16 protein-coding genes are annotated in these 15,473 nt (G+C 71.8%); 3 read left to right on the forward strand and 13 right to left on the reverse strand.

The features are described 5' to 3' along the window. Window positions 1-115 precede the first annotated feature (115 nt). A complete protein-coding gene (nusA, locus tag ACZ5K7_RS43030; protein ID WP_360497183.1) occupies window positions 116-1,102 on the reverse strand; it encodes a transcription termination factor NusA in 987 nt (328 codons plus the stop codon). A gap of 2 nt (window positions 1,103-1,104) precedes the next feature. Further along, window positions 1,105-1,614: a ribosome maturation factor RimP gene (gene rimP / locus ACZ5K7_RS43035; protein WP_468922957.1), complete on the reverse strand. Its 510-nt coding sequence runs from the start codon at window positions 1,612-1,614 to the stop codon at window positions 1,105-1,107. Between the two features lie 216 nt (window positions 1,615-1,830). Here rimP and ACZ5K7_RS43040 point away from each other — a divergent pair, with 216 nt between their 5' ends. The 3 genes from ACZ5K7_RS43040 to ACZ5K7_RS43050 are packed head-to-tail and all read left to right on the forward strand — an operon-like array spanning window position 1,831 to window position 3,768. Next, window positions 1,831-2,358, forward strand: a complete 528-nt coding sequence (locus tag ACZ5K7_RS43040) for a hypothetical protein (RefSeq protein WP_468922960.1) — start codon at window positions 1,831-1,833, stop codon at window positions 2,356-2,358. After that, complete coding sequence (locus ACZ5K7_RS43045) at window positions 2,355-2,843, forward strand: DUF4439 domain-containing protein (protein WP_450973561.1); 489 nt, start codon at window positions 2,355-2,357, stop codon at window positions 2,841-2,843. Before ACZ5K7_RS43040 ends, ACZ5K7_RS43045 begins: the two co-directional genes overlap by 4 nt. Before the next feature lie 31 nt (window positions 2,844-2,874). After that, window positions 2,875-3,768, forward strand: coding sequence for an aminoglycoside phosphotransferase family protein (locus ACZ5K7_RS43050; RefSeq protein ID WP_468922964.1), 894 nt, complete (start codon window positions 2,875-2,877; stop codon window positions 3,766-3,768). A gap of 63 nt (window positions 3,769-3,831) precedes the next feature. Here ACZ5K7_RS43050 and ACZ5K7_RS43055 read toward each other — a convergent pair whose 3' ends face one another. From ACZ5K7_RS43055 to dxr, 11 genes are all read right to left on the reverse strand, one after another. Next, window positions 3,832-4,032: a ferredoxin gene (locus tag ACZ5K7_RS43055; RefSeq protein WP_351711965.1), complete on the reverse strand. Its 201-nt coding sequence runs from the start codon at window positions 4,030-4,032 to the stop codon at window positions 3,832-3,834. Window position 4,033: 1 nt separating this feature from the next. Further along, on the reverse strand, window positions 4,034-5,251 hold the full coding sequence (locus ACZ5K7_RS43060) for an NADH-ubiquinone oxidoreductase-F iron-sulfur binding region domain-containing protein (RefSeq protein ID WP_468922968.1): 1,218 nt from the start codon (window positions 5,249-5,251) through the stop codon (window positions 4,034-4,036). Then, window positions 5,248-5,826 carry a ferric reductase-like transmembrane domain-containing protein gene (locus tag ACZ5K7_RS43065; protein ID WP_468922971.1) on the reverse strand — a complete coding sequence of 193 codons (579 nt, stop codon included), beginning with the start codon at window positions 5,824-5,826 and terminating at the stop codon, window positions 5,248-5,250. The genes ACZ5K7_RS43060 and ACZ5K7_RS43065 overlap by 4 nt, the downstream gene beginning before the upstream one ends. Next, window positions 5,823-6,791 (reverse strand): FAD:protein FMN transferase, encoded by a 969-nt coding sequence (locus ACZ5K7_RS43070; RefSeq protein WP_468922974.1) that lies wholly within the window; start codon window positions 6,789-6,791, stop codon window positions 5,823-5,825. The genes ACZ5K7_RS43065 and ACZ5K7_RS43070 overlap by 4 nt, the downstream gene beginning before the upstream one ends. Next, window positions 6,788-7,180: a hypothetical protein gene (locus ACZ5K7_RS43075; RefSeq protein ID WP_468922977.1), complete on the reverse strand. Its 393-nt coding sequence runs from the start codon at window positions 7,178-7,180 to the stop codon at window positions 6,788-6,790. Before ACZ5K7_RS43075 ends, ACZ5K7_RS43070 begins: the two co-directional genes overlap by 4 nt. A gap of 166 nt (window positions 7,181-7,346) precedes the next feature. Next, a complete protein-coding gene (locus ACZ5K7_RS43080) occupies window positions 7,347-9,053 on the reverse strand; it encodes a proline--tRNA ligase (RefSeq protein ID WP_468922980.1) in 1,707 nt (568 codons plus the stop codon). 80 nt (window positions 9,054-9,133) lie between these two features. Continuing rightward, entirely contained in the window at window positions 9,134-9,664 is a 531-nt protein-coding gene (locus ACZ5K7_RS43085) for a GNAT family N-acetyltransferase (protein WP_468922983.1), read from the reverse strand. A gap of 59 nt (window positions 9,665-9,723) precedes the next feature. Beyond that, window positions 9,724-10,572 (reverse strand): GNAT family N-acetyltransferase, encoded by an 849-nt coding sequence (locus ACZ5K7_RS43090; RefSeq protein WP_351711979.1) that lies wholly within the window; start codon window positions 10,570-10,572, stop codon window positions 9,724-9,726. 257 nt (window positions 10,573-10,829) lie between these two features. Further along, on the reverse strand, window positions 10,830-11,987 hold the full coding sequence (gene ispG, locus ACZ5K7_RS43095) for a flavodoxin-dependent (E)-4-hydroxy-3-methylbut-2-enyl-diphosphate synthase (protein WP_351711981.1): 1,158 nt from the start codon (window positions 11,985-11,987) through the stop codon (window positions 10,830-10,832). Window positions 11,988-12,893: 906 nt separating this feature from the next. Continuing rightward, window positions 12,894-14,186: a M50 family metallopeptidase gene (locus ACZ5K7_RS43100; protein ID WP_468923076.1), complete on the reverse strand. Its 1,293-nt coding sequence runs from the start codon at window positions 14,184-14,186 to the stop codon at window positions 12,894-12,896. An 8-nt stretch (window positions 14,187-14,194) separates the two neighbouring features. Then, window positions 14,195-15,466, reverse strand: coding sequence for a 1-deoxy-D-xylulose-5-phosphate reductoisomerase (gene dxr, locus ACZ5K7_RS43105; protein WP_351711983.1), 1,272 nt, complete (start codon window positions 15,464-15,466; stop codon window positions 14,195-14,197). Window positions 15,467-15,473: the final 7 nt, after the last annotated feature.

Consider the following 15,473-nt stretch of genomic DNA (forward strand, 5'->3'; position numbering starts at 1 on the left):
CAAAGATCGAACGGCTGTTGTCGTAATCCAAGCGACCTGCGGCTTGGAACTATTCCCCCCGTCCGAGTGAACCCCCGACGAGGTCGAGAGCGATCCGGACGAGGGCGAGAGTGATCTACTCGGACACCTGTTCGGTATCCGGCCGGATGTCGATCCGCCAGCCGGTGAGACGGGCGGCGAGGCGGGCGTTCTGTCCCTCTTTGCCGATCGCCAGTGACAGCTGGTAGTCGGGCACGGTCACCCGGGCGGACCGGGCCGCCAGGTCCACGACCTCCACCTTGGAGACGCGGGCCGGCGACAGCGCGTTCGCCACCATCTCGGCCGGGTCGTCCGACCAGTCGACGATGTCGATCTTCTCGCCGTTCAGTTCGCCCATGACGTTGCGGACCCGGCCACCCATCGGGCCGATGCAGGCGCCCTTGGCGTTCAGGCCCGAACGGGTGGAGCGGACCGCGATCTTGGTCCGGTGACCGGCCTCGCGGGCGATGGCGGCGATCTCGACGGACCCGTCGGCGATCTCCGGCACCTCAAGGGCGAAGAGCTTCTTCACCAGTGCGGGGTGGGTGCGGGACAGCGTCACGGAGGGACCGCGGACACCCTTCGCCACCCGCACGACGTACGACCGCAGCCGCATCCCGTGCGGATACGTCTCGCCGGGGACCTGCTCCTGCACCGGCAGGATGGCCTCCAGCTTGCCGATGTCGACGAGCACGTTCTTCGGGTCGCGGCCCTGCTGGACCACACCGGTGACGATGTCGCCCTCGCGGCCGGCGTACTCGCCGAGCGTGGCGTCGTCCTCGGCGTCCCGGAGCCGCTGCAGGATGACCTGCTTGGCGGTGGTGGCGGCGATCCGCCCGAAGTCCGACGGCGTGTCGTCGAACTCGCGGGGTGCCTGCCCCTCCTCCAGGTCCTCGGGGTCCTCCTTCGCCCACACGGTCACATGCCCGGTCTCCCGGTTGAGCTCCACGCGCGCGTGTCGGCGGCTTCCCTCGGTGCGGTGGTAGGCGATGAGGAGGGCCGACTCGATCGCTTCGACCAGCAGGTCGAAGGAGATCTCCTTCTCCCGAACCAAGCCCCGCAGGGCACTCATGTCGATGTCCACGGCTACGCCTCCTCTTCTTCCGTCATGTCCTTCTTGTCCTTGCGGTTGAACTCGACCTGCACGCGCGCCTTGTCGACCTCGGCGAAGCCGAGTCTGCGGCTGGTGGCCTTGCGGCCCTTGACGCCGGGCACTTCGAGATCGAGGCCTTCGTCGTCAACGTCCAGGATGCGCGCGACCAGTTCCCCGCCCTCGGCCAGCTGGAATCGCACCAGGCGGTCCACGGCACGCACGTAGTGCCGGTGTTCGGTGAGGGGGCGCTCCGCGCCCGGGGTGCCGACCTCGAGGGTGTACTCGCCCTCGCCCATCGCGTCGCTGTCGTCGAGCTTCGCCGAGAGCTCACGGCTCACATCGGCGATCTGGTCCAGGTCCGCCCCGGTGTCGGAGTCGACGACGACGCGCAGCACCCGCTTGCGTCCGACGGAGTCCACGGCGATCTCTTCGAGATCCAGGCCCTGAGAGGTGACGAGCGGTTCCAGGAGCTCTCGCAGCCTCTCGCTCTGGGTCGTGCTCATCCGGGTGACTCCTCGGCCGCGTGTGCTGTTGTGGGTTGGGTCGCGTGTCTGGTCAAAGGGTATCCGGTCGCGAGGAGTGTTGCCGTCCACCTGGGTACGGACGGTGCCGATGAGTGGCTTCGGACAGGTGCGCGGGTACGGTGATCACGGGCGGGTCCGTCCCGTACCCCTTTCCTTTCGCGTTTCTTCGTTTCCTGCTCCCCGAGGACGTCTGCCGTGCCGTTCCCCCCGCCGTCGCGTACCCCCTGGGGAGTACGCAGAAGGAGCCTGATCGTCTCGGCGGCCTCGGCCGCCATGCTGGCGGGCTGCTCCGCCGCCCCCGACCCCGCAGTCAGCGGCGGCAGTACGTCGGTCTCCGCGCGGGCACGCGCGCGTGCGGCACGGGACAGCGAGGCGCTGCTCCGGCAGTACGACGCCGTCCTCGCCGCCCACCCCGCGCTCGCGGAGCGGCTACGGCCGCTGCGGGCCCAGGTGGCGGCCCACGCCGCGGCCTTCACGGAGGGCGCTTCCGGGGGCGGTACGGCGACGGGCTCACCGTCGGCCACGGCGTCCCCGCCGGCCTCCCCCGAGGTTCCGGCCGACGAGAGGTCCGCGCTCGCCGCGCTGGCCGCCGCCGAGCGCGGCCTCGCCGACCGGCGGGCCAAGGAACTGCTGGACGTGCCCGGCGAACTGGCGCGGCTGCTGGCCGGGGTCTCGGCGGCCGGGTCCGCGCACGCCTACCTGCTGACGGAGGGTGAGAAGTGAGCGACGAGGCGGAGGCCGGGGTGCTGGCGGCGCTCCAGGCGGCACTGGCGGCCGAGCACGCGGCGGTCTACGGGTACGGCGTCGTCGGCGGGCGGGTCGGCCGGCAGCGGCTGACCGAGGCCCGTTCGGCGTACGACGCACACCGGGCCCGCCGGGACGCGCTCGCCCGTGAGGTGCGGGACCTGGGTGCCGCACCCGTCGCCGCGAGCGCGGCCTACGCGCTGCCGTTCGCCGTCACCGACGCGGCGACGGCCGTACGGCTCGCCGCCGAGCTGGAGGACCGGGTGGCCGACGTGTACTCCGACCTGGTCCGGGCGTCCTCGGGCGAGCGCCGCGGGTCGGCGGCCGGGGCGCTGCGGGAGGCCGCGGTGCGGGCGGTGCGGTGGAGCGGGAAGAGCGTAGCCTTCCCTGGGCTCGCCGAGCGGGACGCGCCGCTGGGCCGGGCCGGCGGTTCGGCGTCGCCCTCGACCTCGTCGACTCCCTAGCGCACCCGTGCAGGAAAGGAACGACTCGCGTATGGCTTTCGAACCGCCGCGGCGCCTGGTGAAGGCACTCGGTGAGACGGCGCCGGACGGTGACGAGTGGCTGGAGAAGCTGCCGGGCGCGGTGGAACGGGCCGTCGCGCTACGCGAGTTGACCGTGGAACGGGTCCAGGTACCCGGCGGGCGCAGCAGCGTCGTCCTGCTGGTGCGGCGGGCGGACGGGACACCGGCGGTGCTGAAGCTGGCGCCGCGGCGGGCCCGGCCGGAGAGCGAGGCGGCCGCGCTGGCGCACTGGGGTGGCCTGGGTGCCGTACGGCTGCTGGACGCGGACGCGTCCGACGGGGTGCTGCTGCTGGAGCGGCTGCATCCGGAGGTCTCGGTGCGGTCGCTGCCCGAGGCGAAGGCGTTGTTGGAGGCGGCGGGGACGTTGCGGCGGCTGTGGGTGGAACCGCCGGACGGACCGGTCTTCGAGACGGTGGCGGAACGGACCGGGCGGCAGGCCACGGCGATGCGTGCGGCCGCCGACCTGGAGGTGACCCCGCTGGTCGACGCGGCGCTCGCCGCCCGGGACGAGCTGCTGGCCGCGCCCCCTGAGCGGCGGTTGCTGCACGGCACGTTCCGGCAGAGCAAGGTGCTGGCCGGGGAACGGCTGCCGTGGCTGGCGGTGGGGCCGGATCCGGTGGTCGGGGAGTGCGCGTTCGATCTGGCGCGGCTGGTGCGGGACCGGGTGGAGGATCTGATCGCCTCGTCGTCGGGGGCGGCGATCACCCGGCGGCGGATCAAGCGGCTCGCGGAGTCGCTGGAGGTGGATCAGGAGCGGTTGCGGGGGTGGACGTTGTTCCGGGCGGTGGAGTCGGGTGTGCGGGCGCTTCGCGTGGGGCGGCCGAGGGATGCGGAGCTGTTGCTTGAATTCGCGGGGTGGGTCTGACGGGGTCGGGTGCGGGCTCGGTGGGGGGCTGAGCGCGCAGTTCCTCGCGCCCCTGAGGGGCGCTCAGCTCTGCCTTGGTTTCAAGGCGAGGACCGGACAGTCCGCCGCTGCCCTTCGGGCTCGCTTTCTGGTGCGGGGTGGGATGGGCCGGCCGTCGATGACGGGGTAGCCCCACTCGTCCAGGGTGATGTGTTCCGGGAGGAGCTCCGCGCACAGGCCGTGGGCCTGGCAGGACGTCCAGTCGATGTCCAGGTGCTGGTCCATGTCAGGTCCTCTCCGCGGGGACGGGCAGCAGGGGCGTGTGGTCCGTCGCGGTGCACACCCCGTCGGCGTGGGCTTCCACCTCGGTCGCGAACGTCGTCAGCGCGCTGCGGACCAGGCGGGTGGTGCCGTCGGGGTGGTGGCAGGCGCCTCGGCCCGCCACCAGGCCCGCCCAGCGCGAGATGTCGGCGCGGCTGCTGCCCTGGGGGCCGGGGGCGGCCAGGGTCCGGAAGGCGGCGGCGATGCGCGGGAGGCCGTTGCGGCAGGGGCCGCACTGGCCCGCCGATTCCAGGGCCAGATATCGCAGGACCCGCGCGGTCTCGGCCACCCCGCAGCGGCCGGCGGGCAGGGCGGCCAGCACTCCCGCGCCCAAGCAGGCGGAGGAGAGCGGGACCTGGGCGGCCTCGGTCGCCGGTATCCAGGTGCCGTGGTAGCCGCCGACCAGGGCCGCGGACGCGCCTTCCAGGGGGAGCAGACGGCCGATCGGCATGCCGAAGGGGGCCTCCACCACCCGGACTTCGCGGCCCGGCACATGCAGGGTGCACAGGGTGCTGCCGGGGTCGGCGGGGGTGCCTGCCGTGCGGAACCAGTCCGCGCCGTACCGGGCGATCAGCGCCAGGTGGGCCAAGGTCTCGACGTTCTGGACCAGGGTGGGGGCGCGGCGCACCCCGCGTTCGCGGACCGGCGGGACCGGATGGGTGGGGCGGGCCGGGCCGCCGGAGATGTACCGCGCCAGGGCCGAGGCCTGCCCGGAGAGGAAGCGGGCGGGCACCCGTACGACCGTGACGCTCACCGGGTCGTGGCGCTGGGCCAGGGCCGATTCCAGGTAGGAGGCGCCGTCTTCCACGGCGAGGTAGGCCGCCCCCGCGCCGATCGCCTCGGCCGCCAACTGCAGCCCGTCCAGGACCAGGTGGGGTGAGAGCCGCAGGAGGGTCTTGTCCTTGTGGGCGGCCGGTTCGCTCTCCGCACCGTTCGCCACGACGACCGGGGCGCGTTCGGTGCGCCGGGCCGCGTCGGCGACCGCGACGAACTTCCGGTAGGCCGGGAAGCCCGCCCCGCCGCGGCCGGTGAGGCCGGATTCGGCGAGGGTGCGCAGGACGGCGGCCGGGTCGCCGTGGGAGAGCGGGCCGTAGCGCCGCACATGCGTGGTGAGGTCGGCCGGGGTGCCGCCGGGGGCCAGCAGCCGGGGTGACATGTAGACGTCGGTGAAGAGCATGGTCATCGGTGGGCCTCTTCGGGGTGCAGAAGCGCGGCGGGGGTCTGGCCGGAGGCTCGGACGGCCTGGGCGGTACGCAGGGCGAAGGCGGTGATCACCGTCGCCACGCAGGCCACCGTCAGCCAGGTCATCCAGTCGGTGCCGGCGTCCGTGCCGATGCCGATGCCGTGGATGAGGGCGACCGGCCAGGAGAGGTACGCCAGCCAGTGCACGGCCCGCCAGGTGCGCCGGCCGAGCCGGTCGCGGAGGAGGCTGGTCACCAGGACCGCGAGCAGGAGGTCGAGGGCGACCGTGCCGAGGCCGAGCCAGAGCGGCCGGTAGGCGGAGACGAAGGGGACGAGGGCGTCGAGGGGGCTGATGCCGACGTAGCCGTCGACCACCGCCGCGGTGATGTGCAGGGCCAGGAAGCCGGTGGCGGAGAGGGAGAGACTGCGGTGCAGGGCGACCGTGCCGAAGCGGGGCAGGCCGGGGAGGCGGGTGCGCAGCCGGACGGCGATGCCGAGCAGGACGACGACCGTGAAGAGGACCAGGCAGACGGCGCCGGTGGCCCGGTTGGCGTACCAGAGGGTCTCGGAGGTCACGCGGCCGCCTCCAGCGGCGCGGCGGGGGCGGGCCAGCCCGGGGTCGTGACGACCGTGCCCTGGTGGGTCACCAGCCGGGCCGGCAGGCCGAGCCGGGTCAGCCGGCGTTCCGCGCCCGCGCCCTTCACCAGGGCCGCCGTGCTCGCCGCGTTGGCGTCGGCACAGGTGGCCGCGGCCACGGACACCGTGCGCCACGGCGAGCGGACCGGCAGTCCGGTGCGCGGGTCGACGATGTGGTGGAGGTCGTAGCCGCCGCGCTGCCAGCGGCGGGCGCCGGTGCCGGAGGTGGCGAGGCCGCCGGAGCCCAGGCCGACCGTGTCGTACGACCCCTGCGCGGGTCGTTCGCCGACCGGGCCGGTGATGTCCTGGACGCGGATCTGCCAGCCGCCCGCCGGGGGTTCACCGGCGACGGCCGTGTCGCCGCCGAGGCTCACCAGCACCCCGCAGCCGGCCGCGCCGGCCAGCATCCGCGCGGCCCGGTCGGCGGCCCAGGCCTTGGCGGTCGCGCCCAGATCGAGGCGGACGCCCTCGGGGACGGTCACCGTGCCGGTGGCCCGGTCGAGGGTGACCTTGCGCCAGCCCGGGGCGCGCCGCACCCGCAGGGAGACCGGGCGGTCGTCCTCGCGGACGAGGGTGAAGTCGCGGTCGTAGCCGATGGCGTCCATCGCCGAGCCGACCGTGGGGTCCACCGCGCCGTCGGTCGCCTCGGCCGCGCGCAGGGCGACGGCGAGGGCCTCGGCGAGCAGCGGGCTGACCCGGACCGGGCGGCCCTGGGCGGTGTCGAGGGCGGCCAGTTCGGAGTCGGTGCGGAACCGGCTGCAGGCCGCGTCCACCTCGGCGAGTTGCCGGGCGAGGAGCAGGTTGCAGGAGTCCAGCAGGGCCGGGTCGGTGACGACCAGGCGGACGGTGGTGCCGAGGGCACGCCAGTCGGCGGCGGCCTTCGTCCGCGGGGCGAGGCCGGTCATGACGCCCCCGAGGTGGCGTCGGTGGAGCCGCTGCCGGAGGTGAGGCCGCCGGAGGAGGACTGGAGGTCGGAGGAAGAGCCCGCGGAGGAGTCCGCGGAGCTCGAGGAGGAGTCCGCGGAGCTCGAGTCGGTCGAGGAGCCGGACGAGGAACTGTCCTCGCTGGAGCTGGAGCTGGAGCTGGTGCTCGACGTCGTACCCGTGCTGCTGCTCGCCGCCGCCGTGTCGGCGTCCGCCTGCATCGTGCCGACCAGGGCGAACACCCCGGCCGCCGCGGCGAGCGTGACCGCCGCCGCCAGGGCCGCCGTGCGCCGGGCCCCCCGGCGGACCACCGCGGCCGCCAACTGCCCCGTCTTCTCCCCCTGCTGCCTGCGCTGCACTCTCTCGGTCATGACCGATCCCCTCCTGCGTGACTCTCTGTCACGCATTACGTTCGGGGATCACCCTGAGAGAAGTCTGTGAGGCTCCCATACGGAGCGGAAGAACTCTCTGAGACGTTCCTGAAAAGGCGCGGCGGCCGCCGGTGTGTCACCGACGGCCGCCGCTAGGGGACTTGGGTCAGTTCGCGCTCAGGCGGGCGATCGCCTCGTCCACCGTCAGCTCCTCGCGCTCGCCCGTCCTGCGGTCCTTGAGCTCCAGGACGCCCTCGCCGGAGCGACGGCCCGCGACCAGGATCTGCGGTACGCCGATCAGCTCGGCGTCCGTGAACTTCACGCCCGGGGAGACCCCGGCCCGGTCGTCGACCAGGACGCGCAGCCCGGCCGCCCGCAGCTTCTCGGAGACTTCCAGGGCGAGTTCGGTCGGCAGTGCCTTGCCTGCGGCGACGACGTGGACGTCGGCCGGGGCGACCTCGCGGGACCAGACCAGGCCGTGCTCGTCGGCGGTCTGCTCGGCGAGGGCGGCGACGGCGCGGGAGACGCCGATGCCGTAGGAGCCCATGGTGACGCGGACCGGCTTGCCGTGCTGGCCGAGGACGTCCAGCTTGAGCGCGTCGGCGTACTTGCGGCCCAGCTGGAAGATGTGGCCGATCTCGATGGCACGGTCCAGCTTCAGGCCGGTGCCGCACTTCGGGCAGGGGTCGCCCTCCAGCACGACGACGACATCGACGTACTCGTCGACGGTGAAGTCACGGTCCGCCACGACGTTCTTGGCGTGCGTGCCCGCCTTGTTGGCGCCGGTGATCCAGGCGGTACCCGGGGCCACGCGCGGGTCGGCGATGTACTTCACCTTCTCGCCGAGGCCCTGCGGGCCGACGTAACCGCGGACCAGGTCGGGCCGGCCGGCGAAGTCGGTCTCGGTGACCAACTCGACGGCGGCCGGGGCGAAGTGCTCCTCGACCTTGCCCATGTCGACCTCGCGGTCGCCCGGTACGCCCACGGCCACGATCTCGCCGTCGACCTTCACCAGGAGGTTCTTCAGGGTGGCGGAGGCCGGGACGCCGAGGTGGGCGGCGAGGGTCTCGATGGTCGGGGTGTCCGGGGTGGGGATCTCCTCGAGGGCGGGCACGCCGGACGCGTCCACCGGCTTCAGCTCGTAGGCGATCGCCTCGGTGTTGGCCGCGAAGTCGCAGTTCGGGCAGTCGGCGAAGGTGTCCTCGCCGGCCTCCGCCGGGGCCAGGAACTCCTCCGACTTCGAGCCGCCCATCGCGCCGGCGGTGGCGGCGACGATGCGGTAGTCGAGGCCGAGGCGCTCGAAGATCCGCTGGTAGGCCTGGCGGTGCAGGGCGTAGGAGTGGGCGAGGCCGTCGTCGTCCAGGTCGAAGGAGTAGGAGTCCTTCATGAGGAACTCGCGGCCGCGCAGGATGCCGGCGCGCGGACGGGCCTCGTCCCGGTACTTGCTCTGGATCTGGTAGAGGATGACCGGCAGGTCCTTGTAGGAGGACGCCTGGTCCTTCACCAGGAGCGTGAAGATCTCCTCGTGGGTCGGGCCGAGGAGGTAGTCGCCGCCCTTGCGGTCCTGGAGACGGAACAGCTCGGGGCCGTACTCCTCCCAGCGGCCGGTCGCCTCGTACGGCTCCCGGGGCAGGAGGGCCGGGAGCAGCACCTCCTGGGCGCCGATCGCGTCCATCTCCTCGCGGACGACCCGCTCGATGTTGGACAGCACCTTCAGGCCGAGGGGCAGCCAGGACCAGATGCCGGCCGCGGTGCGGCGGACGTAGCCGGCCCGGACGAGGAGCTTGTGGCTGAGGACCTCGGCGTCCGCCGGGTCGTCACGCAGCGTCTTCGCCATCAACTGGGACATGCGTTGGACCGGTGCGTTCGCCATGGTTCTCGTACTCCTGCCGGGAAAGGTTGATGGCTAGGAGGTTAGCCGGGCCTGCTGTGCCGGTGGAAATCCGTTAACGGCTATCGGCGGAGCAGCGGCAGCGGGGCGCCCATCACGGCGTACGGCCTGGGCGCGCTCGGGAAGTGGACCCGGCGGGCCAGGTCGACGTATCCGAGGGAGTGGTAGAGGCCGCGGGCCGGGCTGTCGGTGTCGATCGCGGAGAGGATCGAGCGGGACTCGGCGGCGCCGTCCGTGATCGTCGTGATCAGCCGGCGGCCGATGCCGCGGTTCTGGTGGCCGGGGTGCACATGCAGCTCGGTGATCACGAAGGAGTCGTCGAGCCAGTCGGCGTGGCCCTGGGCGCGCAGATAGGGCTCCACGACGGTGGACCACCAGTGGGTGCGGCTGTTCGGCATGCCGTAGACGAAGCCGACGAGCAGGCCGTCGGAGGTCGCGCCGAGGGCTCTGGCGCCGGGGTACTGCATATGGCGAACGACGATCTGGCGGCGTACGGCTACCTCGTCGGGGCCCAGGCCGAAGGCGACCGCTTGGACTGCCAGGGCCTCGTCCACGTGGGAGGAGAGGTCCAGGGAGCCGATCACGAGGTCCATGTGGGGAGGGTACAGGGAGGTTCCGGTCGCTGCCCCGGGCGCCTGTCTCCGGAGAACGGTCAGAACAGGACACTCATGAACGCGCCGACTTCCTGGAAGCCCACCCGCAGATACGTCCTTCTCGCCGCCGTGTTGAAGTCGTTGACGTAGAGGCTGACCACCGGGGCCACGTCGGCCAGGGCGTAGCGCAGCACCGCCGCCATGCCCGGGGCCGCCAGGCCCATCCCCCGGTACTCGGGGGCCACCCACACACCCTGGATCTGGCAGGCCTGCGGGGTCGCCGCGCCGATCTCCGCCTTGAAGACCACCCTGCCGCTGTCGTCGAGCCGGGCGAACGAGCGGCCGGAGCCGACGAGTTCGGCGACCCTCGCCTGGTAGAGGAGACCGCCGTCACCGGCCAGCGGGGAGACGCCCACCTCCTCGGTGAACATCGCCACGCACGCCGGCATGATCGCCTCCATCTCGTCCTTGCGGATGCGGCGGACGTACGGATCCGGGGCGATGTCGGCGGGCATCCGGTCGGTGACCATCAGGGGCTGGTGGGCGCGGACCTCGCGGGCCGGGCCCCAGTGCGGCTCCAGCAGGCGCCACAGTGGGGCGGTGGCCTCGCTGGGGCCGACGATGGAGGAGCAGCGGCGGCCGGCCCGGCGGGCGCGGTCGGCGAACGCCCGGACCGCGCGCGGGGTGGCGCAGATCGGGACCAGGTTGGCGCCGGCGTAGCAGAGGGACGTGAGCATGCCGTCCTCGTACCAGCCCCACATCTCTCCGCCGAGGCGCCAGGGGTCGAGGCCGGCCACCTGGACACGCGAGGTCACGAAGGCGTTCGTGACCGGCTCGCGGTCGAGTACGGCGAGCGCGGCGTCCAGGTCGCTCGGTTCGAGCACCCGAGAGGTGGTCTGCGTCAACACGTGCGGGACCTCACGCTGAGGGGTTCTGCTGATCTCCGCACTGTACCTGCGGAAGCTTGGCCGTGCCGCCCCGTGTGGGTGACCGCCGGTCCTGCCGTGCCGACGGCCGCGGTCCCGTCGCCGGGGCCCCCGCCCCGGACCACGCTTCGAGGCGCCTGCGAGCTCGGGAACCACGTCTGTGCGCGAGCGCGGGTCGTCGGGGGCTGGTCGCGCAGTTCCCCGCGCTCCTATCGGGGCGGAGGACCTGGGGGGCTCCCTCAGCCCGCCACCGCGACCGAAGGCTCTCCCGACGCCACGCCCTCCGCCTCCATCTGTTCGGCCAGCTTCATGGCCTCCTCGATGAGGGTCTCGACGATCTTGGATTCGGGGACGGTCTTGATGACCTCGCCCTTGACGAAGATCTGGCCCTTGCCGTTGCCGGAGGCGACGCCGAGGTCGGCCTCGCGGGCCTCGCCGGGGCCGTTCACGACGCAGCCCATGACGGCGACGCGCAGCGGGACCTCCATGCCGGTCAGGCCCGCCGTGACCTCCTCGGCCAGCTTGTAGACGTCGACCTGGGCACGGCCGCAGGACGGGCAGGAGACGATCTCCAGGCCGCGCTGCCTGAGGTTGAGGGACTCCAGGATCTGGTTGCCGACCTTGACCTCCTCGACCGGAGGAGCCGACAGGGAGACCCGGATGGTGTCGCCGATGCCCTGGGAGAGCAGCGCGCCGAAGGCGACCGCCGACTTGATCGTGCCCTGGAAGGCCGGGCCGGCCTCCGTGACGCCGAGGTGCAACGGGTAGTCGCACTGGGCGGCCAGCTGCCGGTACGCCTCGATCATCACGACCGGGTCGTTGTGCTTGACGGAGATCTTGATGTCCCGGAAGTCGTGCTCCTCGAAGAGGGACGCCTCCCACAGGGCCGACTCGACCAGGGCCTCGGGGGTCGCCTTGCCGTACTTCTGGAGCAGCCGGCGGTCCAGGGAGCCGGCGTTGACGCCGATGCGGATCGGGGTGCCGTGGTCCTTGGCGGCCGCCGCGATCTCCTTGACCTTGTCGTCGAACTGCTTGATGTTGCCGGGGTTGACCCGGACCGCGGCGCAGCCGGCCTCGATGGCGGCGAAGACGTACTTCGGCTGGAAGTGGATGTCCGCGATGACCGGGAGCTGGGACTTCTTCGCGATGGTCGCCAGGGCGTCCGCGTCGTCCTGCGTGGGGCAGGCGACGCGGACGATCTGGCAGCCGGACGCGGTGAGCTCGGCGATCTGCTGGAGGGTGGCGCCGATGTCCGACGTACGGGTCGTGGTCATCGACTGGACCGAGACCGGGGCGTCTCCGCCGACAGCCACGGAGCCGACCTGGATCTGCCGGCTCTTCCGGCGCTCGGCGAGCTTGGTCGGAACGGACGGCATGCCGAGAGAAATCGCAGTCATCTGCTGTGCAACCCCAAGTCGTGGATCTAGGTCCAGGTCCCGTCGTAAGCGGGTTCCGGACTCCGAGATTACGGCACCGGGCCAGGCGCGAGCACATCCCCTTCGGGTAAACCCACTCAATGGAAGCGGCCCGGAACACAGTGTTCCGGGCCGCTTCGAACGTCGTATGGCTACGAGATTTTCACGGGGTTAACCACGTTCGGCCACCCTCGGAGCCTCGAGAGCCCTCGGGTTCGGAGCCGGGTACGGATGGCCGGCGTCGGGCCTGCCTCGTGGCTCAGGACCGGTGTGCCCGCCCCCTCGTCGTTCAGGAGCTTCACGATCTCCCGCCACACGCCGTCCGCCAGCCAGGTGCGCTGCCGCGCTCGGACCTTCTCCGGGTCACCGAACCGCTGACGGCGAGCGAATGTGATGCGCCCGGTACACGTGATCAGCCGGCAGAAAGACACAGCCGCAGGAGTCGGTCGCGTTCCATCCCGAACAGCGACAGGTCCGTATTCCGTCCTTGCTGCGGAAGCACCCGATATACGGACGCCCGCAACTCCCTCGGATCCGTCCGGTGAGCGGGTACTCCCGGACAGGGTTCCTAAGCTGCCGACTCAGCGCGGCCAATGCTTCCCGAAAGGCACACATCCGTTCAGCCGGGAGAATTGCCGGCAGCGGATCACCACGGGCTCGCCGTGCAGGGGACGTCCGTCATCGTCGAGCCTGGTGGAGCACGTGCCGCGCCGGATTTCCGTACTGGCCAGACCCCGGGGTGTTGGCGCACCGCTGGGGTCACCCATGAACAGCAAGAACGTACGAAAGAGCCCGTACGCGTCGCACAGAAAAGCCGCGCCCTTCACTCGTCAGATTTAGGCGAGTGAAGAGCGCGACCCAGGCAGAGCGACAGAAATTGCTCGTTAGCTAGCTGATTTTGACCGGATTGACGACATCTGCAATGAGCACGAGAACCGTAAAGCAGATGAACACGCCCGCCACCACATAGGCCACCGGCATCAGCTTCGCCACGTCGAAGGGGCCGGGGTCCGGGCGGCGGAGTACCTTCGCCAGGTTCCGGCGGAGTGACTCCCACAGGGCGCCCGCGATGTGGCCGCCGTCCAGGGGGAGCAGCGGGAGCATGTTGAAGAGGAACAGGGAGAGGTTGAACCCGGCCACCAGCATCAGGGCCATGGCCAGCTGCTGCGTGGGCGGGATGTCGAGGGTGAAGATCTCGCCGCCGACCCGTGCCGCGCCGACCACGCCCATCGGGGAGTCCGGCTGGCGGGGGGCGCCGTCGAAGGCCGCGTCCCACAGGGCCGGGATCTTCCCGGGCAGGCCGGCGATGGAGTCGACGGCCTCGCCGAGGCGGTCGCCCATCCAGGTCACCGACTGGCCGAAGTCCTGGCGGACGATGCCGGTGGCCGCGCTGAAGCCGAGGAAGCCGGCCGTGACGTACTGGCCCTGGACGATCTGGCCGCTGGAGTCCTTCTTGGCGACCTGGTTGGTGGCGATCTTCGCGTGCAGGGTGACGTCCTGGCCCTTGCGGTGGACGACGATCGCGACGTCCTTGCCGGGGGTGGCGCGGATCAGGTCGGAGAGCTGGTTCCAGCTGGTGGTCCGCACCCCGTCGAAGGAGACGATCTTGTCGCCGGCTTTCAGGCCCGCGGCGGCGGCCGGGGCGGCCGCGTCGGTCTTCTTGCAGGTGTCGCGGTTCTGGCTCTGGGCGATCACGCACTGGGAGACCGAGCTGACGGTGGTGGTCTGCTGGCTGATGCCGAAGCCCATCAGGACCGTGAGGAACAGGGCCACCGCGAGGATCAGGTTCATGAAGGGTCCCGCGAACATCACGATCACGCGCTTCCAGGGGGCGCGGGTGTAGAAGAGGCGGGTCTCGTCGCCGGGCTGGAGCTCTTCGAAGGCGGCCGAGCGGGCGTCCTCGATCATGCTGCGCCAGGGGGAGGTGGAGCGCGCGGTGATCCGGCCGTCGGCGCCCGGCGGGAACATGCCGATCATGCGGATGTAGCCGCCGGCCGGGATGGCCTTGAAGCCGTACTCGGTCTCGCCCTTGCGGCGCGACCAGACGGTCGGGCCGAAGCCGACCATGTACTGCGGGACGCGGATGCCGAAGAGCTTGGCCGTGGACAGGTGCCCCAGCTCGTGCCAGGCGATCGAGACCAGCAGGCCGATCACGAAGACGACTATGCCGAGGATCATCATCAGGGCTGTCATGCACGCGCCTCCGCGGTCGCCGTCTGTGCTGTCAGTTCCCGGGCCCGGGCCCGGGCCCAGGTCTCCGCTTCGAGTACGTCCGGCACGGTGAGCGAAGTTCCCGTACGAGGGGTTCCGTGTTCCTCGACGACCCGGGTGACGGTCTCGATGATGCCGTTGAAGGGCAGCAGACCGCTCCGGAACGCCTCGACGCATTCCTCGTTGGCGGCATTGAACACCGCCGGGGCGGTGCCCGCGAGCTCACCGACGTGCCGGGCGAGGTTCACGGAGGGGAAGGCCTCGTTGTCCAGGGGGAAGAACTCCCAGGTGGAGGCCTTGCTCCAGTCGAAGGCGGGGGCCGCGTCCGGGACCCGTTCGGGCCAGCCGAGACCGATGGCGATCGGCCCCCGCATGTCGGGGGGCGTCGCCTGCGCGATCGTGGATCCGTCCGTGAACTCGACCATCGAGTGGACATACGACTGCGGGTGCACGACCACCTCAATGCGATCGAAGGGAATGTCGTAGAGGAGGTGTGCCTCGATGACTTCCAGTCCCTTGTTGACCAGGGTGGCGGAGTTGATCGTGATGACCGGTCCCATCGCCCAGGTGGGGTGGGCGAGCGCTTCCTCGACGGTCACCCGGGCCAGGTCGGCCCTGGTGCGGCCCCGGAAGGGCCCGCCGGACGCCGTGACGACCAGCTTGCGGACGTCGGCCCGCGTCCCCGCCGCCAGCGACTGGAAGAGCGCCGCGTGCTCGGAGTCGACCGGGATGATCTGGCCGGGCTTGGCCAGCGCCTTGACCAGCGGGCCGCCGACGATCAGCGACTCCTTGTTGGCGAGGGCGAGGGTGCGGCCCGTCTCCAGGGCGGCGAGGGTGGGCGCGAGGCCGATGGAGCCGGTGATGCCGTTGAGGACGGTGTGGCAGTCGGAGGCGGCGACGTGGGTGGCCGCGTCGGGTCCGGCGAGGATCTCGGGAAGCGGCTCGCCGGCGCCGTAGAGACCGGTCAGGGCCTCGCGCAGTGCCGGTACGACGTCCTCACGGGCGACCGCGACGGTCCGTACCCGCAGCCGGTGCGCCTGCTCGGCGAGGAGGGCGACCCGGCCGCCGTTGGCGGACAGGGCGGTGACCCGGAAGCGGTCGGGGTTGCGCAGGACGAGGTCGATGGCCTGGGTGCCGATGGATCCGGTGGAGCCGAGGATCACCACGTCCTTGGGGCCGTCGCCCGCGAGCGGGTCGTACACGAGGTGCGGGTCGGCGAGGGGGGCCGGACTGGCAGGACTGTCGGTCATCCCCCCA

The organism is Streptomyces sp. NPDC031497 (assembly GCF_055580905.1).